We start from the raw sequence: 18,435 nt of genomic DNA on the forward strand, positions 1-18,435 counted from the left end.
ATTTATTTAATCGGTTAATTGTTTAATCGAAAAATAATCTTTCTTATTAAAATCTTTCTTTATAAATTATAAATCAAATGTTTCAGTTCAAACAATTCTCTATTAACCAAGATCGTTGTGCAATGAAAGTTGGCACTGATGGCGTTTTATTAGGTTCTTGGGCTCCAATTCATCATAATCCGTTTAGTGTTTTAGATATTGGTACAGGAACTGGAATTATTGCTTTGATGCTTGCACAAAGATGCAGTGCTGAACAAATTGATGCTCTTGAAATTGATGAAGACGCTTACGAACAAGCCGTTGAAAATTTCGAAAATTCTCCTTGGGGTGATCGCTTATTTTGTTTTCATGCTGGTTTAGATGAATTTATTGAAGAGCCGGAAGACGAATATGATCTAATTATCTCCAATCCGCCATTTTATGCCGAAGATTATAAGACAGAAAATGAACAACGTGATTTAGCAAGATTTCAAGACGCAATGCCTTTTGAAGAAATTGTTGAAGCAGCCGATTTATTACTTTCAGAAAATGGAATTTTAGCAATCATCATTCCTTTCAAAGAAGAAGAAAAATTTATCGCTCTAGCTAAAGAAGCGGAATTGTTTCCAATAAAAATTACTCGCGTAAAAGGAACTCCAAAATCAGAAATCAAACGCAGTTTATTGGCTTTTAGCCGAAATGAAATTTCTGAAATTGAAATCGATGAATTAGTTATCGAAATCGACAGACATGTTTATACACCTGAATACATTGAATTGACTAAAGAGTTTTATTTAAAATTCTAAACCTGCTCAAATATATTTTTGAACTGATATAATATTCTTTCGATTAATCTTAAATCTTCTGTTACGATTTCAGCTCCTCCTTTCATTTCTTGCTGAAATACAATCTGCTTTTTATATGAAGTTTCGAGTCCGTTTGGCAAAGCGACATCAAGTAATAAATTTCCATCTTTGTCCGGCACAAGCGAAATATTTTTAATTTCTCCTTTTAAAACTCCAAATTCGCGATCAGGATAATTTGCCAGACGAATATTTACGCGCTGTCCAACTTTTATTTTTCCCGAATTCAAGGCTGGTGCTTTTACTTTTCCAATAAAACCATTTTTTGCATCAGGAATAATCGAAAACACATTATCGCCCACATTAATTGTTTGGCTTTCATTCCAAACCTGCAAAAAAGTAACCACACCGCTTATAGATGATTTCAGTGTATATGCCAGCTCCCAATCTTTGATGACTTTTTTTAGCTGATAAAAAGACTGCGCCACGTTGCGACCTAAGTTCACTTCTTCCTTAGTTCCGCTTATCTGAGACGTCTGGCTCAATTTTGTATTATCAATCAAAGCCGATTTTAACTGTGAAATCGAAGATAAAAGTCCCTTGTAACTTTTCTGGGCTTGTAAGTAACCTAATTTTTTTGCTTCCATTTCCTGCGCTGAAATGATTCCTTTATTGAATAAGGTTTCAAAACGGGCTATTTCATTCTTTTGAAGCTGCAACTCGCTTTCATTAATTATTTTTTGCTGTTGAAGAATCTCAAGTCTTTCCTTGATTTGGATTTTTTCAGAAACCTGTGCTCTGTTTTCGACTTCAAAAGGCTTAAGGTTTTCATTCAGCTTCTCTGCTTCGTAATCCTTTTGAAAAACACCAAAAGCGCTTTCAATTTCGCCAAGCTGAACATTTTTCAATAAAGCAAATGGAAATTCCTTATTTGAATCATTAATATTATAATTATCGACAATGCCTTTTAGTAAAAAAACATCTTTGTAATTTGCCGTGTTCTCAATAATGGCAAGAGTTGTGTTTTTAGCCACTAACGCCTTATTTTTGACCAAAATAGCTTCAATACGGCCAGATGACTTCGAAACAATTTTCTCTGGTGGAATATTAGTCGTAATTATGATTTCGGTATTTACTACATCTGGGTATTTTACAAACCAGGAAACAAAAAACAACATCAATATGATTGCAAAAATGAGAACCGTCCCCCATCTGATCATCCAGTGTGGCACTTTAGTGAGAATATCCTGGACTTCCTCGCTCCTTAATTCTATTGCATTATAATCTTCTGCCATAATTTAATTCCCTAATTGCAGTTGGTTTTTAACTAATTCAAAGTAATTTCCTTTTTGCTCGACAAGCGCAGAGTGATTTCCTATTTCAATGATTTTTCCTTTATCTAAAACTACAATCTGATCTGCGTTCATCACTGTACTTAATCGGTGTGCGATGACAATAACGGTTTTATTTTTAAAGAAAATATCTAATTTTCCCATAATCTCTTTTTCATTATTAGCATCCAAGGCCGATGTTGCTTCATCAAAAAACAATATTTCCGGATTTTTATAAACCGCCCTCGCAATGAGCAAGCGCTGTTTTTGTCCCGTGCTCATTCCTGTCCCTTCTGCACCAATTTTTGTGTTGTATCCAAGTGGAAGCTCGCTCACATATTCTTTAATATTAGCTACATCTGCGGCATAAAGTAAGCGTTGTTTATCAATTTTATCGACACCGATAGCAATATTATTGGCAATTGTATCACTAAAAATAAAGCCTTCTTGCATGACTGCTCCTATATTTGAGCGCCACGCTTTTTGCGAAATATTCCTCAATTGAGCATTACCAATTGTAATTTCTCCTTTTTCAGGTTCATAAAATTTCAAAAGAAGCTTCATTAAAGTTGTCTTTCCACTGCCGCTGGTTCCCACAATCGCCGTTACTTTATTGGCCGGAATTGTCAGGTTTAAATCTTTCAAAACAGGAACATCTGATCCTAAATAGCGATAATTGAGATCCTTGATGTTAATGTCACCATCATACGGAACATCATTTGACTGATGATGTTCCTGTTGAGTTTCATCTTCTTTTTCATGAATTTCAGACAATCTTGCTAAAGATATTTTAGCATCCTGAAGTTCTCTCACAAATTCAATAAGCTGTGTAATTGGTCCATTCAAACTACCAACAATTGAACTGATTGCTAGCATCATTCCTAATGTTATTGAGCCGTCGATCACCAATTTAGCCGAAAGAAAGATGATAAAAATATTTTTCAATTCATTAATTACCGATGAACCAATAGTTTGCGTTTGCTCTAAAATCAGTCCTTTTATCGAAACCCTAAATAATCTTGCCTGCACATACTCCCAACCCCAGCGTTTTTGCTTCTCGGCATTGTGAAGTTTGATTTCCTGCATCCCATTAATAAGTTCCATTACTTTGCTTTGTTCCTGAGAAACTTCTGCAAAACGTTTGTAATCTAAAATTTCTCTTCTTTTCAAGAAAAGTGTAATCCAGCCAAAATAAAGAATACTTCCAGCAAAAAAGACTAAAAAAATCTGCCAATTGAAATACGCCAAAACTGCACCTAAAACAAACATATTTATAACCGAAAATAAAACACTCAGAGAAGATGTAGTAAGAATTTTTTCGATTCGGCGATGATCATTAATGCGTTGCATGATATCTCCCGTCATTCTTACGTCAAAAAATGAAATTGGAAGATTCATCAACTTGATGAAAAAATCTGAAATTAGCGAAATATTGATTCTAGTGGAAAGATGCAACAATATCCAGCTTCTAATGAGTTCCAGACCTGTTCTTCCGGCAAAAAGAAATAATTGCGCAAAAAGAATCAGGTAAATAAAATGAAGATTTTGATTTTGGATCCCGACATCAACAATACTTTGTGTCAAAAAAGGCACAATTGCCATTATCATACTGCTTGCCAGTAATCCGATGCTCAACTGTATCAAATACGATTTATAACGCAAAACATATTGCGACAGCAAACTAAAACCTAAGCCTTTATTGTCTTCTTTATCAAATTCAGATTGAAAGAATTTTGGAGTTGCTTCCATCAATAAGGCAATTCCTTCACTGGTAGAATCATCAGCATTGTTGCCGATCCAGAATTTTAAGAAATCCTCTTTGTTGTATTCAATCACGCCAAAAGCAGGATCTGAAATATAATAAATTCCTTTTTTTATTTTATACAGTACAACATAGTGGTTTTTATTCCAATGCAAAATAGCAGGCAACGGCGCTTCATCTAATTTTTCAGCACTTAATTTTACACCTAATGTTCGAAAACCAATTTTCTCCGCGGCATCACTCAAAAAAAGCAAATTGCTTCCTTCACGAGTGGTTTCACTGCTGTCGCGCAACTCCTGAATATTGATTGTTTTTCCGTAATGTTTAGCTATTATTTTTAAACATGTTGGACCGCAATCTTTAACGTCGGCCTGTTTATAATGGGTGAATTTTTTCAATTTTTAATCATTTTCAAACTTGAGTGGTAAATTTTTAGCTTTGCTAATGTAATATTTATCGCGCACTTAAAGAATTTTTTGTTTCTCAAATTGTGATTATTCAAAGTATTTAAAAATAAGTGAAACCATTCTCAAATACAATGTAAAATTATAATAAGAAAATCGCCTTTTGAGAAAAGAATTGTACACAAAAAAATAGAGAGGAAAAATTTTCCTCTCTGTTAGATTTGTAAAAACATGTCAAAAAAAAAAAAGATATCTCTCTTTTACTAATTAACAAGTTTATTGTATTTAAAATATCTATTCACATGGTTCGTTAGGATCTGTCACGCAAATCCAATAAGCTGGCGAAGTTGCTGTTCTCGGACATCTTTTAGCAGTAGTGTTTGGTTCGCAAACCGGTGCGTTACCACCTTTAAGTCCTAGTTGCTCTTCTTTACTTAATTCAGTAGCTCCATGTAATTCAAAAATTTTCTTTAACATAATGTGGGTTTTTTGGGTTTTGTTAATGCTTCAATCATTTTAAGACATTTGAAGCTTCTGTCTTTTCTTTTAAATCATATTTCAGATAAGATAATTTTTTAAAAAAAAAGCAGCTAGAAATGTTTTTCTTACTGCTCAAAGTATTTCAATTATTCGATAATTTTAATTTCTCTAGGATCTGCCACTGGTTAACCTAACCAAATAAAATCAACGCAGCGGCCAATTTCCTGAGAATCCCAACACCAATCATCAATATTGGGATATTTGCTCAATGTTCCACGATCGAGCGCCTACAAATTCAAAAAAAAACATGACTAAATTTTTGATAAGGCTTTATATTGTTTACTTAATAAATTTCATTTTTAGCAGCATAAACGGCTTGTCTGGCAAATTCCTGGTAAAGTATCCATCGGACAAACCCCACCGGCCGGTATTAAAACACATCCTGCCTCTATTGCATTAATCCAACATTCAGGAATACCTCCTTTTATGGTTTTTTGCTCCGTTTTACTGATTTTCTGAGCATGTTCCAGACTTAAAATTTTTCTTATCATAAATTTTTGAATTAATTTTTGATTTTCTATTTCTAAAACATCCTGCTTTCAGTAATCAACTTCGTTTTAGCCTTTTTACGGCCTGAAAACATTAGCCCATTACCAAAGCGTCAGAATAACTCATTTCTAACGCAAAATAGTCTGTACAGTCTTCATATGACATTGCTGACACATAATCCCATGCGTTGCACTTAGACACATTCTCTTTTGCATAATTGCCAAGAATCAATTTTTGTTCACTGGCAGTTATTTCCTGTGTTCCTTCTAGATTTAAAATATTCTTTAGCATAATCTTCAATTTTTAGTTCTCCTACATTTATTCAAAACGGCAATCTCTATTTATTCTTCAATTTTTTATGAAGCGCAGAGAAACTAAAAAGCTCCTCTGCACCCATTATTTTTCAAAGGATATTAGCACTTATATTCTCCTCTCCAAATATCCCAGCATATTCCTGGAGGAACATTTCCACCCGAAATATTTTTTTGCTCTTCTTTTGATAATTTTTTAGTCCCTTCCGATTTTAAAAATTTTTCTAACATGATTTTTGGTTTTTGTTTCTTAAAAATAGGACTTCAATCATTTTGAGACATTTGAAGCTTATGTCTATCCCTTCGCAGGAATTTAGTAAAGCCGCTAAGCTATTTTTTCCAAAATTTCAACTTCTTCAGCAAAATCGTTTAAGAAGTATTTTAGTTCGCTCAGTTCATTCTTGTGAAATGCCGAGAAGCTTTTAAACTTCTCCGCACTGTTTTCTTTTTATGGACATTTATAATATCCTCTCACAGCATCCCAACACATTCCAACTTCAGGGTAGGTTCCGCCTGCAATATTTTTTTGTTCCTCTTTCGATAATTTTTTAGTACCCTCTTTTTTTAAAAATTTTTCTAACATCATTTGTGGTTTTTGTTTCTTGATAATAGGCCTTCAATCATTTTAAGACACTTGAAGCTTATGTCTATCCCTGCGCAGGAATTTATTGGTGCCGCTAAGCTATTTTTTCCAAAACTTCAACTTCTTCAGCAAAATCGTTCAAAAAGTATTTTAGTTCGCTCAGTTCATATTCGTTTGGAAACAATTTTTCGTTTACGATTTTGACTGGGGTATAATTAAAATTATTTTTAGAACACCATTCGTACTGTTTGTTGATTTCTTGACTTATTAAAATGCTGACAGGTTCAACATGCCATTTTTTAAGCCATTTTTTAAGGCTCATTTTTTTAATATGCCAATCTGAAATCGCTTCAACTGTTTTTCCAGGTGTTGCTCTGTTGATTGTCAAAATTCTTTCGACAATTATTTTATATGGATTTTCAGTGTTTTCCGGATTAATATTGAACAATACATTCAAATAAATTTTATCTGGAAATCTTAAAACTAGATCAAATGCTTCGTGAAATGTTTTATGACAATGTCCGCAACTTGGACTTATGATTATTGATAATTTGATTGCCGCGCTTCGGCTTCCAAAATTCAAACCTCTTAGCTCTTCCAATCCATCTGGATAAGGCACTTTTTTAGCAAGGAAGTTTAATAGTGAATAATTTCTTTTGAATTTTTTCAGTTCTTTGAGTGAATTTTCGCTATTTAAAACATTTTTAATCATTGGTTTCACTGCCAACCAGATTGGTATAAGGAGTGCCAAAGAGAAAACAAATGGAAAAATACTTTCGAAACTGAAACTCAATGTGAATAAATCTGATGAAAACCAGATAAAACTCTGCATAAAAATCAAAAATGAAACTACTAAACACATTACGCACCATTTTTGAAGTTCAAATTTTTGAATCCAAATAGATGATACTATAATTGGTATTGCAAGCAAGCTTAAAAAACCAACGAAAATTGCTGAATTTAAAGGCTGAATCAATATTGCTATTAAACTTGATGTAAAGAACATTAGTGGCAAATCAGAGAAATTAAATACCTTGTTTTCTGTTCCTTCACTAGAATTAATTACAGAGTTGCAGGATGAATTTGAACTTAAACTGCAAAATTTTGATATAATGCCGTTTTTAAAGCCCAATTTTTCCTGTGCAATAAAAACACTTACTATAAATCCTAATGTTGATGTAATTAAGAAAAACACACTAAAAGCATCATATGTATTATAGAAGAACGACAATCCGATTACGAATACGAATGGAAGACAATACTTCAACCAGCTCAATTCTACTTTTAAACTATCTCTTGCTATAACATTATTAGGTTCGATAGCTACAATTACTCCATTCCAGTCTAAAAGGAATTTTTCATACGCTATTTTTTGTGCTCCTTTTTTAATTGTAGTTATGCGAACATAATTTTTAGTCTTTTCTACTAATGCAAGTTCTTCCTTAAAGTAAGCTAAAAAATTTGAAGGCAAATCTACTATTTGCTCTTTCGGAACTCTGATGGCTGCATTTTCTATTGATAATAAATCTAACGAATCTGTTATCGCAAATAAACTTGGATAATTAGGATGAGACAAAAACAAATCCTTAAACTCATTTTTGATGTCTGAGTATCTATTTATTTGTAGAAATTTTTGGACTAGTTTTAACATCGTTTTTGATTGCTTTAAATCATAATTACAGTACAAATATTGTGGTTTTTATCGAGAAAAAGTGACCTTTGGTAGACATTTTATCAATTATACTACATACAATTTATAAATTATACCAGTCATAGACAAACTTACAACTTATTGAAAATCAAATATTTACAACGATTTTTTTTGTTCTAAAATTGTCAAAACCCAAATCTCGACAAAGCGTTTTCCTTTTTATCTAGCTTTGAATATCAATAATCCTAATAAGTAAAATCATGGCAAATAAGACATTAAAATTCGAAGATTTTGAAGCCGAAAAATTATCAAAAAATGAGCAAAAACTAGTTCACGGCGGCGATGGTGACGATTATCCACCAAATGAACCTGGAAAAGATGGAAAAGGAGGAAACGGATAATACTTTATAAAAATCAATTTATACTTAAATTAAAAATATCATGAAGAATACAAAAATGAAAATTGAAGATTTTGAAACTTTAAAATTATCTTCAAACCAACAAAAAGCTGTTCGCGGAGGAGATGGTGAAACAGATGTTAAAAACGAGCCGGGAAAAGGATCCACAGGAAATGGATAAAACCATTTTTTTTTGCAAAATAAACATTTACAGCTAAACTTGAGTTTAGCTGTTTTTTTTTTACAATATTAAAGATGGTACCAATAACTTTTATAAAAGTGTCACAAAGTATTATTTCTAAATATTACTTGCAAACTGAGCTGGAGAAACGCCTGTTCGTTTACGGAATGATTTTGCAAATGAAACTGCATTTTTAAAACCAACACTTTCGGCAATAGCTTGTGTAGAATATTTGCGGTACATATGATTGGTAATCATTTCATTTATTACATAATTAATTTTAAGCTCATTTGAATATTCTCCAAATGATTTACCAAATCGTTTATTCACTACATAAGACAAATAAGTGGTATTGGTTTTAATTTTCTTAGCCACATAAGGCAAAGTAAAATCGGCATTGAGATATTCGAGTTTATTTTCAAGCGCCAATAATTTTTCGACAATTTTATTTTCCTTGGCTTCGTCAATACTTAAATTAGCATTTTCCTTTTTAAGCTGAATTTCCTCAGTCTCTAAGTTTTCAATAGCTTCTACTAAAACTGGAGGGTTTTCTTTTTTCTCCAAATTAGCTTTAAACTCCTCAATTAAAGCATTCATTTTTTTATGTGCTTTATTTTTATCTCGAATGTTTTTTATCAGAAAAAATACAATTCCTAAAACAAGAAGCACATAAAACACTTTTAGTGCTTTACTTATTAAAACATCGTATTTATATTTTTCCTGAATAGTAAGCATTTCCGCGCTCAAATCTTCTACACCTAATTTATAATTTACTTCTTGAGCTTCGTCTCTAAATTTTGTCTGAGATTTTTCATAAGCATTCAAGTAAATTTTAGAATGTTTATAAGCTTCTTCTGGTTTGTTGAGTGCGCTGTAGATCTTAGCCTGAAGGTAATTTGATTTCAAAAAACTTTCATCCAAAGTATTATTTTTCAACGAAATAGAATCTACTTTTTTTAAGCAAACTAAAGCCTTCTCGTATTTTCCCATATAAAAATACAAATCTCCTAAATTATAATTAGCAGTATGATAAAAGCTTTCCGAATTATTTTGCTTTGCCAAAAATAAAATATCATAATAGATTTTTTCAGCATTTTTATTGTCACTTTTCATTAGGTAAATATTCCCTAAACTCATTTTAGCGGCAATTTTATTACTAGTGAAATTTTGAGAATAAGTAACGGCTTTTTTATAAAAATACTCAGCCGAGTCAAGCAAATACTTTTTATCTTGATTTTTCATAAAATAGCCCTCGTAAGAACCACCTAAATCCAAATTAATGTTGCTTTTACTATTTTGAAACTGATCCCTTGCGTAAACCCTTTCATTTTTATCAATGAAATCGTTGTTTTGCCTTAAATTTTTAATTGATAATTGATAATTTCCAACCTGTTCATTAACAATTGCAATATTGCTTTTGAATTTAACAATTTGAATAACGTCTTCAACTTTAATGGAGAACTTAATACCTTTTTGATAATTTTCAATTGCAGCACTTAAATTGCCTCTTTTCCATTCGGTCAATCCTCGAAAATTATAAAGATAAGCTGTGAGTTTAGTTTTTTCTGGAGATTCAGGCATTTTTTCTAAATACTGAAATGCTTTTTTATAACTTTCGTCAGACTTAGGAATATTGCCCTTCATTTGGTACAAATAACAAGCTGCACCATTAGCAAATGCCAGGTGCTTATTATCGTTTGATTTCATCAATTCTCTAGTATATGCAAGACCTCGATCGACATTGTCATTAAAACTGAATCGAATTTTGTCTTGCAGGACTAAGTATTCCTGTTCGCTAATTTGAGTTTGTTGGGCAAAACTCGTATTAAGAACAAGAAAAAATAAAAAAGAGATGATTAGCCTCATTAATTTGTTTTTGGATTCCAAAAATAACGCATATATTTTCAATATACTAAAATTTATTTGCCATAGTCTTGTTAATTTTACAACAAAATTAAAAAAATATAACAATTTAGCTTTGTTTTGTTATATTTTTATTGCGTAAATTTGTTTTTGTAAAACATATCAAAAATGAAACCAGATTTATTTCAAGCACCAGATTACTACAACCTTGACGATTTGTTAACTGACGAACATAAACTAGTTCGTGAGTCGGCACGTGCATGGGTTAAGAGAGAAGTTTCTCCTATTATTGAGGAGTATGCACAAAGAGCAGAATTTCCAAAACAGATTATTAAAGGACTTGGAGAAATTGGAGGTTTCGGACCCTATATTCCAGTTGAATATGGCGGTGCTGGTTTAGACCAAATTTCATACGGTTTGATTATGCAGGAAATCGAAAGAGGTGATTCTGGAGTTCGATCAACCTCATCTGTACAATCATCTTTAGTAATGTATCCAATTTGGAAATACGGAAACGAAGAACAACGAATGAAATATTTGCCAAAATTGGCAACCGGAGAATTCATGGGATGTTTTGGTTTAACTGAGCCAGATCATGGTTCTGATCCGGGAAGTATGATTACCAATTTTAAAGATATGGGCGATCATTATCTTTTAAATGGTGCCAAAATGTGGATTTCGAATGCTCCATTTGCTGATATTGCGGTAGTTTGGGCAAAAAATGAAGAAGGAAGAATTCACGGTTTAATTGTTGAACGCGGTATGGAAGGTTTTACAACTCCTGAAACGCACAACAAATGGTCACTTCGTGCATCATCTACCGGAGAATTAATTTTTGATAATGTAAAAGTTCCAAAAGAAAATCTTTTACCAAACAAATCTGGATTAGGCGCACCACTTGGCTGTTTAGATTCAGCTCGTTACGGAATTGCGTGGGGAGCAATTGGAGCAGCGATGGATTGCTATGATACAGCTTTACGCTACGCAAAAGAAAGAATTCAGTTTGGAAAACCAATTGGAGGAACACAATTACAACAGAAAAAATTGGCCGAAATGATTACCGAAATCACAAAAGCGCAATTATTAACTTGGCGTTTAGGTGTTTTGAGAAATGAAGGAAAAGCAACAACAGCTCAAATTTCGATGGCAAAACGTAATAATGTTAATATGGCAATTGAAATAGCTCGTGAAGCAAGACAAATGTTAGGCGGAATGGGAATTACAGGCGAATATTCAATTATGCGCCACATGATGAACCTTGAAAGTGTAATCACGTATGAAGGAACTCATGACATACATTTATTGATTACCGGAATGGATGTGACTGGAATTCCAGCATTTAAATCATAAACAACTATTAAATTATATACAAAATCAATTTAAAAAGCTTCTCTTAATCGAGAAGCTTTTTATCTTTGCAGCAAAATTTACATAAATGAATATTGAAACTATAAACAATAGCATTCAACCTCAAAAAGACCAGCTTTTAAACCACTCTTTATACGGCAAAATTCAAAACATTGATGACTTGCACAGTTTTTTAGAAAATCATGTTTTTGCTGTTTGGGATTTTATGTCATTGCTAAAAGCTTTACAAGCCAAACTTACGTGCACAACAACACCTTGGTTTGCCACTAAAAACCCAGAAACAAGATATTTAATCAACGAAATTGTTCTTGCAGAAGAAACCGATTTAACGATTGACGGAAGAAGACAAAGCCATTACGAAATGTATCTTGAAGCAATGGAAGACTGTGGTGCTGATACAACTGGAATCAATAAATTTTTAGCCGAAGTACATTCGCTTCACAATATTTTTGTTGCTATCAAACAAAGTTCGCTTCACCCTGATGTAAAAGCTTTCTTAGACTTTACTTTTAGAGTAATTGAAGAAGGAAAACCACACCAAATCGCTGCAGCATTTACTTTTGGAAGAGAAGATTTGATTCCGAGTATGTTTACTGAAATCCTGAAAAACTTTCAAAAAAATCTTCCAGAAGTTGATTTAGCAAAATTGCTTTATTATTTCGAAAGACATATTGAACTTGATGCCGACGAACACGGACCAATGGCAATGCAAATGATTACAGAATTGTGCGAAGACGATGCTCAAAAATGGAAAGAAGTCGAAGAAGTTTCCATTTTAGCCTTAGAAAAAAGAATCGGACTTTGGAATGCCATTGAGGAAGAAATTCTTTTAAAAGCTGAAATGGTCTAAAACCGAATTCAAATATTTAACGTAACTATTTGTTTAAGATGTTTACAAACCTAATTTATCCAAATTATGAAACTGCATTTCAAACAAATAGTTATTGTTATCTTCTCGATATTTGTGAGTTGCAGCGCTGATCAATCAGATTCAGAGAATACCACTGTTCCGCCGGCAACAACTCCGCCAACGACAGAAGTTCCAACTACGCCAATTTCATCATCTATAAAATATCTCGCTTTAGGCGACAGTTATACCATTGGTCAAAGCGTTTGTGAAACTTGCCGATATCCTGAACAGCTCAAAACCAAATTACAAACAATTTATCCCGAAACTGCTTTTTCATTAAAAATTATTGCTCAAACCGGTTGGTCAACAAGTGATTTAATTTCGGCAATAAACACTCAAAATCCCGATTCCAATTATGATTTGGTTACACTTTTAATCGGTGTAAATAATCAATATCAGCATCAAGATTTCTCGGTTTATGAAAAAGAATTTCCGCAATTACTCAACAAAGCAATAGCGCTTGCAAAAGGCGACAATAAAAATGTAATTGTTCTTTCAATTCCAGATTACGCCTATACGCCCTTTACGAAGAATTATACGGATGAGAACCGAATGAAAATTTCAAACGAATTAAATAATTATAATTCTTTTGCGGAGCGTTATTGCATCGCAAAAAATGTTGCATTTATTTCAATTACTGATATTACAAGACAAGGTCTTAACAATTCAAACTTAGTGGCTTCAGATGGGCTTCATCCTTCTGAAACTGCTTATAAAATGTTTGTTGAGCGAATGCTGCCGAAAGTCAAAATGGTTTTGCAGGATTAGTTTTTATATTTTTAGAAGCAGAAAAATTAGTTTTCAAAACACGTTTAGTCCCGCTATCCGCTATATCTTTTATGGTCTCGTTAAAGAAACGAGACCATAAAAGGATACCGCTTCTATCGGGGCTAGACTAGATTTTTTTGTTTTTTCGAGAAAAATATACCTACTTTAGCAAAAACAGATTAGCCTTAGAATAGATTAAATTCATGCAAGTTTCACCTCCAAAAGAGTTATCGCCTTACATTAAACATTATCTTTTTTTAGATAATACAGAAACTGCTGTGCAAAAATTTCGTCTGTTTTCTGATGGTAATACCGGCCTTGTATTCTCCGTAAAAAGCAAACTGATTTCTGGAATTAATAAATTTGATGCAAAAGATTATCTACCAACTTCTTTTTTATACGGACAGCTAAATGGTTTTAAAGATCTTTATTCTGAGAATGAAATAACGTTAATCATTGTTGTCTTTCAACCCAACGGAATCCATCAATTATTAGGAATTCCTGCCAATGAATTTCACGATGCTATTATTCCTGTTGAAGATGTATTTGATCAAAAGATTGTTGCTCTTCAGGAAAAATTATCTCAACAAAACAATCAATTGCGAATTGAGCTTTTAAATCATTTTTTTAGATCAATGATTACTGCTAAACTGGTTTCAAATCAGTTTATAATAGATAATTCATTAAATTTTATCATCGCAAATAAAGGCCAATTCTCTATAAAACAATTAGTCGAATACACAGGTTATACTGAAAGACATCTTGAAAGAAAATTCAAAGAATGCATCGGATTAAATCCAAAGAAATTTGGTAATGTTGTGAGGCTGCATCACTTCCTAAAATTATTAAAAGACAAAACCGAAGATACTAATCTAACAACAATTTGTTACGATGCCGGATTTTCAGATCAATCACATTTAATAAAAGAATTTAAAAAACACACCGGAATAACTCCGAAGGAATACTTATACACCGGAAAATTAACCAATAATCTTATAAAAAGATTCCCTGCTTCGCCATTTTAAAATGTCGGTTTTGTACAATTTTTAAAATATTGCCGATGCTATTTTTGACTGAAATTAATAGCGTGCAATATGAAAAATCTAAAAATAGCCACAGCTCAGTTCGAAAACAAAAGCGGTGACAAAAACTATAATTTATCGGTAATCGAAAAGCTTTCTCAAAAAGCAGCTAACGAAGGCTGCGATGTGATTTCGTTTCATGAATGTTCAATAACCGGATATACATTTGCAAGAAATTTATCAAAAGAACAAATGTTGGACTTGGCAGAACTAATTCCGAGTGGAGAAAGTATTTTAAGATTGATTGAAATTGCAAAAAACAACAACATTGTAATATTAGCCGGGCTCTTCGAAAAAGATGAAAATGACAATCTCTTTAAAGCTTATGTTTGTGTAGATAAAAATGGTTTAGTGGCCAAATACCGAAAATTACATCCGTTTATAAATCCGTATTTAACGCCTGGAGATCGTTATTGCATTTTTGAAATTGAAGGCTGGAAATGCGGAATTCTAATTTGCTACGATAACAATATTATAGAGAATGTACGAGCAACAAAACTTCTAGGTGCCGATATTATATTTATGCCTCACGTAACCATGTGTACTCCTTCTACCCGACCTGGCGCTGGTTTTGTTGCACCTCAACTTTGGGAAAACCGCGAAACAGATCCAACTTCTTTACGATTAGAATTTGACGGAATGAAAGGCCGTGACTGGTTAATGAAATGGCTTCCGGCAAGAGCTTACGACAATGCAGTTTATGCGATATTTTCAAATCCTATAGGAATGGACGATGACCAGTTAAAAAACGGCTGCTCTATGATTATTGATCCTTTTGGAGATATTTTAGCCGAATGCAGAACTTTTGACGATTCTTTCGCAAAGGCTGTACTTACTCCGGAAAAATGCATTCAGGCTGGAGGCAATCGCTATATAAAAGCTAGAAGACCAAAATTGTACAAAGATATTATTGGTCAAAATCACAAATCAGAACAAAATGTAGTCTGGCTGAACTCAGTTGCAAAAGAATAAAATCAAAAACAACTAAATTTTTCAGCACTTAAAAATAAAATTCTTAATCATAAAAAGAAAGAAAAAACTTAATAATAAATAAGTTTCTGTTTTCAGTAATAACGCTAGTTTTTTTATTATAAATACACTTATAACATTTAAAACAAACACTTTAAATTTAGTTAGGTTATATTTGAGTAAATGCAATAGAAAACATGAGCGAAAAAAAAAATATTCCTACTGATGGTTTTGCTCTTCCAGAAAAAAATAAAGCAAATCATAATGACGAATTATTGTTCGTCAATAAAAAACTTTCTCAGCAAATAGAAGAGCGGAAAAAACGTGCCGCAGAACTAATTATTGCTAATATCGAATTAGCTTACCAAAATAAAGAGAAAGAGAATCGCGCCGCAGAATTAGTTATAGCAAACACCGAACTTGCATACCAAAACAAAGAAAAAGAAAAACGTGCTGCCGAACTTGTTATTGCCAATACTGAACTGGCCTATCAAAATCAGGAAAAAGAAAAACGAGCCGCAGAGTTGGTTATTGCCAATGCCGAACTTACTTTTCAAAATAAAGAAAAAGAAAAACGAGCAACTGAATTAATATTGACAAATAATGAACTTGAAGCTTTTACCTATATTTCAAGTCATCATTTACAAGAGCCTTTACGAAAAATCCAGGTTTTTACAGACAGAATAAATACAGATGAGCACCAAAATTTAACTGAAAAGGGGAAATTCTATTTAGAACGTATCGAAGTGGCCGCCTCTCATATGCAAGGACTTATAAATGATCTATTAACGTACTCGCGCACAAATGTAACCGAAAAGAAATTTGAAAACGTTAGTATTAATGAAGTCATAAATAAAGTAATAAAAGATTTAAGTGAAGAAATCGATCTAAAAAAAGCCATTGTAAAAGTATCCGGAAATTGCAGTGCCTATATAATACCATCACAATTTCATCAACTTATATGCAATTTGATAAGTAACTCTCTCAAGTTTTCAAAACAAGGAGAAATACCTCATATTACAATAGAAAGCATTTATACAAAACAAAAAACAAAGAATCTTCCGTCATCATCTGATTATTGCCATATAACAATCAGCGATAATGGTATTGGGTTTGAACAGCAATTTGAAAGTCGTGTTTTCGAAATGTTTCAGCAACTTCATAGCAGAGCAGAATATAAGGGAACTGGAATTGGTCTTACTATAGCAAAGAAGATTGTAGAAAACCATCAAGGAATCATTACGGCAACAGGCAAATTAAACCATGGCGCCAAGTTTGATATTTATATTCCAGTACTATAAAAAAACCTCCTGTAAAAATTACAAGAGGTTTTTTTATTTTAAAAAGTATACCCTAATCTTATATGAAAATAAGGTGTGTATTGATTTCTGTTTGTCGAATTACCATCTGCATTTGTTGCATGTCCATTATAATAATTCGATTTTAGGAAAACGATTCGGTAACCAAGACCTGCTCCTCCTTCGTAAGTAAAATGCTCACCAACTACACGTCTGAATCCCCAAGTTGGAACAATCGCTAAATCAGCTGTTTTTGTGATATTATCGTCCAAATTCAACACAAACCAATCAGGGTGATAACTTGTTTTTAATGATACGTAATTACCGCTGTTTTTTGATATATTTTTCCCAGTATGACTTCTTTTACTCAAATTGTAATACAACTTCGGCTCTAAAGTCAGCACGGGCTGAAAAATAAAACCTGCTCCATCATACTGATCTCCTACTGCAATATCATGCTCAATTCCAATTTCGCTTCTTAATACAAAGTTATTTACAAGTCGGCTTTCATTGTTAGCCCAAAGACCAATAAATCCTGTCTGTACTCCAAAAATCGATTTTTCAGCGGTCGCATTTTGTGCGCTTAAATTTAAATTTACTCCTAAAATTACTAGCAAGAAGATTTTTTTCATTTACAATTTACGTTAAGGTTTAGACATTAAAAAACCTGTAAAAATTAATCTACAGGTTTTAACTTGAAATTCAGCAGAAAGGAAGGGATTCGAACCCTCGATACAGTTACCCATATACTAGCTTTCCAGGCTAGCTCCTTCAACCACTCGGACACCTTTCTTTGTTGGTCTGCAAAGAACACAAAAAAAAATGGTTTTTAAAAACAAAATCTCCAACTTAAATGCTTTTTCTAAATTCTTCCATAAATAGTTTTACTGCTTTTTTCTGGTAACCGCCAATCGTCAACATAAAAGCTTCTCTTTTTGTTGCAACGCCAGTAATTTGTATCGCCTTTAGCTGATCCCAGCCTTTTAATGCCATTTCAGCAACAATTGTCGCCCAATCACTGTTCTCTACCATTTGTAATAATGCGTGTATCGAATGCAACTCTATTGAGATTTTAGGTTTCATGTTGAATTTTTGAAATAATTCTTCAACGAATTCCCTTGAATTTGATCCTTTTCCGGGCAAAACCAACGGAATTTCTTCTATCTTTTTAAAAGCTATTTTATCTAAAGCTGCTAAAACATGGGTTCTGGAAACCGCCAAAACCATGTGAGAAGTAAACAAGGGAATTTTCTGAATGGGCAATTCAATTTCATGCGATGAAATAACCAAAACTACATCTAACTGGTTTTCAATTAGTTTTTGCTCTAAAGCTTCTGTTGTCCCATATTCAACAACAATTTTAAGGTTTTGATATTTTTTAGCAAATGCATTGACAACCGGAAGAATCAATAAACCAAAAATATACGTAACGCCTATTCTCAGTTCACCTCCAATCATTTCATTTAAATCTTCGATTGCCTGTTTTCCGTTTTCTACATTTTCGACTACTTTTTTGGCGTGAATTAAAAAAACAGAACCCGCTTCTGTCAACTGCACTTTTTTGCCAATTCGCTTAAACAAAGGCAAACCAAGCTCTTCTTCCAGTTTTTTAATTTGCTGCGAAAGGCCTGATTGCGTTACAAAACACAATTCGGCTGCTTTTGTAAAATGCAATACTTCAGCCGTTTTAATAAAATATTCAAGTTGATATAATTCCATATTGATAAGTTTAAGTACTTATTATC

General features: G+C 32.7%; 20 protein-coding genes, 1 tRNA gene and 1 pseudogene. 9 read left to right on the top strand and 13 right to left on the bottom strand.

Annotated elements, in window-relative coordinates; translation table 11 throughout:
• Positions 1–77: 77 nt before the first annotated feature.
• Positions 78–785, top strand: a complete 708-nt coding sequence (locus ACNFIH_RS11265) for a tRNA1(Val) (adenine(37)-N6)-methyltransferase (protein WP_426486688.1) — start codon at positions 78–80, stop codon at positions 783–785.
• Here ACNFIH_RS11265 and ACNFIH_RS11270 read toward each other — a convergent pair.
• From ACNFIH_RS11270 to ACNFIH_RS11305, 8 genes are all read right to left on the bottom strand, one after another.
• On the bottom strand, positions 782–2,077 hold the full coding sequence (locus tag ACNFIH_RS11270) for an HlyD family secretion protein (protein ID WP_426486689.1): 1,296 nt from the start codon (positions 2,075–2,077) through the stop codon (positions 782–784). The genes ACNFIH_RS11265 and ACNFIH_RS11270 overlap by 4 nt on opposite strands.
• Positions 2,078–2,080: 3 nt before the next feature.
• Entirely contained in the window at positions 2,081–4,273 is a 2,193-nt protein-coding gene (locus tag ACNFIH_RS11275) for a peptidase domain-containing ABC transporter (protein ID WP_426486690.1), read from the bottom strand.
• 300 nt (positions 4,274–4,573) lie between these two features.
• Positions 4,574–4,756: a hypothetical protein gene (locus ACNFIH_RS11280; protein WP_035646109.1), complete on the bottom strand. Its 183-nt coding sequence runs from the start codon at positions 4,754–4,756 to the stop codon at positions 4,574–4,576.
• A 362-nt stretch (positions 4,757–5,118) separates the two neighbouring features.
• Complete coding sequence (locus ACNFIH_RS11285) at positions 5,119–5,310, bottom strand: hypothetical protein (RefSeq protein ID WP_035646111.1); 192 nt, start codon at positions 5,308–5,310, stop codon at positions 5,119–5,121.
• Positions 5,311–5,401: 91 nt separating this feature from the next.
• Positions 5,402–5,599, bottom strand: a complete 198-nt coding sequence (locus ACNFIH_RS11290; RefSeq protein ID WP_035646115.1) for a hypothetical protein — start codon at positions 5,597–5,599, stop codon at positions 5,402–5,404.
• A 122-nt stretch (positions 5,600–5,721) separates the two neighbouring features.
• Positions 5,722–5,850, bottom strand: coding sequence for a hypothetical protein (locus ACNFIH_RS11295; RefSeq protein ID WP_426486691.1), 129 nt, complete (start codon positions 5,848–5,850; stop codon positions 5,722–5,724).
• Between the two features lie 217 nt (positions 5,851–6,067).
• On the bottom strand, positions 6,068–6,205 hold the full coding sequence (locus tag ACNFIH_RS11300; protein ID WP_193745209.1) for a hypothetical protein: 138 nt from the start codon (positions 6,203–6,205) through the stop codon (positions 6,068–6,070).
• 91 nt (positions 6,206–6,296) lie between these two features.
• Positions 6,297–7,853: a vitamin K epoxide reductase family protein gene (locus tag ACNFIH_RS11305; RefSeq protein WP_426486692.1), complete on the bottom strand. Its 1,557-nt coding sequence runs from the start codon at positions 7,851–7,853 to the stop codon at positions 6,297–6,299.
• A 260-nt stretch (positions 7,854–8,113) separates the two neighbouring features.
• Between ACNFIH_RS11305 and ACNFIH_RS11310 the strand changes: the two genes are divergently transcribed.
• The gene (locus ACNFIH_RS11310; RefSeq protein WP_426486693.1) at positions 8,114–8,254 is read left to right on the top strand and encodes an rSAM-modified peptide; all 141 of its coding nucleotides are present in this window, start codon (positions 8,114–8,116) and stop codon (positions 8,252–8,254) included.
• Positions 8,255–8,294: 40 nt separating this feature from the next.
• Positions 8,295–8,432 carry an rSAM-modified peptide gene (locus ACNFIH_RS11315; protein ID WP_152560996.1) on the top strand — a complete coding sequence of 46 codons (138 nt, stop codon included), beginning with the start codon at positions 8,295–8,297 and terminating at the stop codon, positions 8,430–8,432.
• 117 nt (positions 8,433–8,549) lie between these two features.
• On the opposite strand, the gene ACNFIH_RS11320 is transcribed toward ACNFIH_RS11315, so the two are convergent.
• Entirely contained in the window at positions 8,550–8,807 is a 258-nt protein-coding gene (locus ACNFIH_RS11320) for a helix-turn-helix domain-containing protein (protein ID WP_371199621.1), read from the bottom strand.
• Positions 8,808–9,377: 570 nt separating this feature from the next.
• Positions 9,378–10,298: pseudogene (locus ACNFIH_RS11325) on the bottom strand (tetratricopeptide repeat protein); the annotation flags it as partial.
• 165 nt (positions 10,299–10,463) lie between these two features.
• Here ACNFIH_RS11325 and ACNFIH_RS11330 point away from each other — a divergent pair.
• The 6 genes from ACNFIH_RS11330 (at position 10,464) to ACNFIH_RS11355 (ending at position 16,693) form a co-directional block, all read left to right on the top strand.
• Positions 10,464–11,645, top strand: coding sequence for an acyl-CoA dehydrogenase family protein (locus ACNFIH_RS11330; RefSeq protein WP_035646122.1), 1,182 nt, complete (start codon positions 10,464–10,466; stop codon positions 11,643–11,645).
• 85 nt (positions 11,646–11,730) lie between these two features.
• Positions 11,731–12,513, top strand: a complete 783-nt coding sequence (locus ACNFIH_RS11335; RefSeq protein WP_426486694.1) for a DUF3050 domain-containing protein — start codon at positions 11,731–11,733, stop codon at positions 12,511–12,513.
• A 66-nt stretch (positions 12,514–12,579) separates the two neighbouring features.
• Positions 12,580–13,341, top strand: a complete 762-nt coding sequence (locus ACNFIH_RS11340; RefSeq protein WP_426486695.1) for an SGNH/GDSL hydrolase family protein — start codon at positions 12,580–12,582, stop codon at positions 13,339–13,341.
• Between the two features lie 203 nt (positions 13,342–13,544).
• Complete coding sequence (locus ACNFIH_RS11345; RefSeq protein ID WP_426486696.1) at positions 13,545–14,366, top strand: AraC family transcriptional regulator; 822 nt, start codon at positions 13,545–13,547, stop codon at positions 14,364–14,366.
• Between the two features lie 69 nt (positions 14,367–14,435).
• Entirely contained in the window at positions 14,436–15,395 is a 960-nt protein-coding gene (locus ACNFIH_RS11350) for a nitrilase family protein (protein WP_426486697.1), read from the top strand.
• Between the two features lie 194 nt (positions 15,396–15,589).
• Entirely contained in the window at positions 15,590–16,693 is a 1,104-nt protein-coding gene (locus ACNFIH_RS11355; RefSeq protein WP_426486698.1) for a sensor histidine kinase, read from the top strand.
• A 38-nt stretch (positions 16,694–16,731) separates the two neighbouring features.
• On the opposite strand, the gene ACNFIH_RS11360 is transcribed toward ACNFIH_RS11355, so the two are convergent.
• The 3 genes from ACNFIH_RS11360 to ACNFIH_RS11370 form a co-directional block, all read right to left on the bottom strand.
• Positions 16,732–17,322: a hypothetical protein gene (locus tag ACNFIH_RS11360; RefSeq protein WP_426486699.1), complete on the bottom strand. Its 591-nt coding sequence runs from the start codon at positions 17,320–17,322 to the stop codon at positions 16,732–16,734.
• A 74-nt stretch (positions 17,323–17,396) separates the two neighbouring features.
• Positions 17,397–17,483 (bottom strand) — tRNA-Ser (locus ACNFIH_RS11365).
• 56 nt (positions 17,484–17,539) lie between these two features.
• Entirely contained in the window at positions 17,540–18,409 is an 870-nt protein-coding gene (locus ACNFIH_RS11370; RefSeq protein ID WP_426486700.1) for a LysR substrate-binding domain-containing protein, read from the bottom strand.
• Between the last annotated feature and the right edge of the window lie 26 nt (positions 18,410–18,435).

This window comes from Flavobacterium sp. 2, assembly GCF_049949195.1.
Lineage (GTDB): Bacteria > Bacteroidota > Bacteroidia > Flavobacteriales > Flavobacteriaceae > Flavobacterium.

Bases quoted from the DNA above. Each gene is read 5' to 3' on its own strand.
- ACNFIH_RS11265 (WP_426486688.1), top strand. From the start codon at position 78: ATGTTTCAGTTCAAACAATTCTCTATTAACCAAGATCGTTGTGCAATG.
- ACNFIH_RS11270 (WP_426486689.1), bottom strand. From the start codon at position 2,077: ATGGCAGAAGATTATAATGCAATAGAATTAAGGAGCGAGGAAGTCCAG.
- ACNFIH_RS11280 (WP_035646109.1), bottom strand. From the start codon at position 4,756: ATGTTAAAGAAAATTTTTGAATTACATGGAGCTACTGAATTAAGTAAA.
- ACNFIH_RS11285 (WP_035646111.1), bottom strand. From the start codon at position 5,310: ATGATAAGAAAAATTTTAAGTCTGGAACATGCTCAGAAAATCAGTAAA.
- ACNFIH_RS11290 (WP_035646115.1), bottom strand. From the start codon at position 5,599: ATGCTAAAGAATATTTTAAATCTAGAAGGAACACAGGAAATAACTGCC.
- ACNFIH_RS11295 (WP_426486691.1), bottom strand. From the start codon at position 5,850: ATGTTAGAAAAATTTTTAAAATCGGAAGGGACTAAAAAATTATCAAAA.
- ACNFIH_RS11300 (WP_193745209.1), bottom strand. From the start codon at position 6,205: ATGATGTTAGAAAAATTTTTAAAAAAAGAGGGTACTAAAAAATTATCG.
- ACNFIH_RS11305 (WP_426486692.1), bottom strand. From the start codon at position 7,853: ATGTTAAAACTAGTCCAAAAATTTCTACAAATAAATAGATACTCAGAC.
- ACNFIH_RS11310 (WP_426486693.1), top strand. From the start codon at position 8,114: ATGGCAAATAAGACATTAAAATTCGAAGATTTTGAAGCCGAAAAATTA.
- ACNFIH_RS11315 (WP_152560996.1), top strand. From the start codon at position 8,295: ATGAAGAATACAAAAATGAAAATTGAAGATTTTGAAACTTTAAAATTA.
- ACNFIH_RS11330 (WP_035646122.1), top strand. From the start codon at position 10,464: ATGAAACCAGATTTATTTCAAGCACCAGATTACTACAACCTTGACGAT.
- ACNFIH_RS11335 (WP_426486694.1), top strand. From the start codon at position 11,731: ATGAATATTGAAACTATAAACAATAGCATTCAACCTCAAAAAGACCAG.
- ACNFIH_RS11340 (WP_426486695.1), top strand. From the start codon at position 12,580: ATGAAACTGCATTTCAAACAAATAGTTATTGTTATCTTCTCGATATTT.
- ACNFIH_RS11345 (WP_426486696.1), top strand. From the start codon at position 13,545: ATGCAAGTTTCACCTCCAAAAGAGTTATCGCCTTACATTAAACATTAT.
- ACNFIH_RS11350 (WP_426486697.1), top strand. From the start codon at position 14,436: ATGAAAAATCTAAAAATAGCCACAGCTCAGTTCGAAAACAAAAGCGGT.
- ACNFIH_RS11355 (WP_426486698.1), top strand. From the start codon at position 15,590: ATGAGCGAAAAAAAAAATATTCCTACTGATGGTTTTGCTCTTCCAGAA.
- ACNFIH_RS11360 (WP_426486699.1), bottom strand. From the start codon at position 17,322: ATGAAAAAAATCTTCTTGCTAGTAATTTTAGGAGTAAATTTAAATTTA.
- ACNFIH_RS11370 (WP_426486700.1), bottom strand. From the start codon at position 18,409: ATGGAATTATATCAACTTGAATATTTTATTAAAACGGCTGAAGTATTG.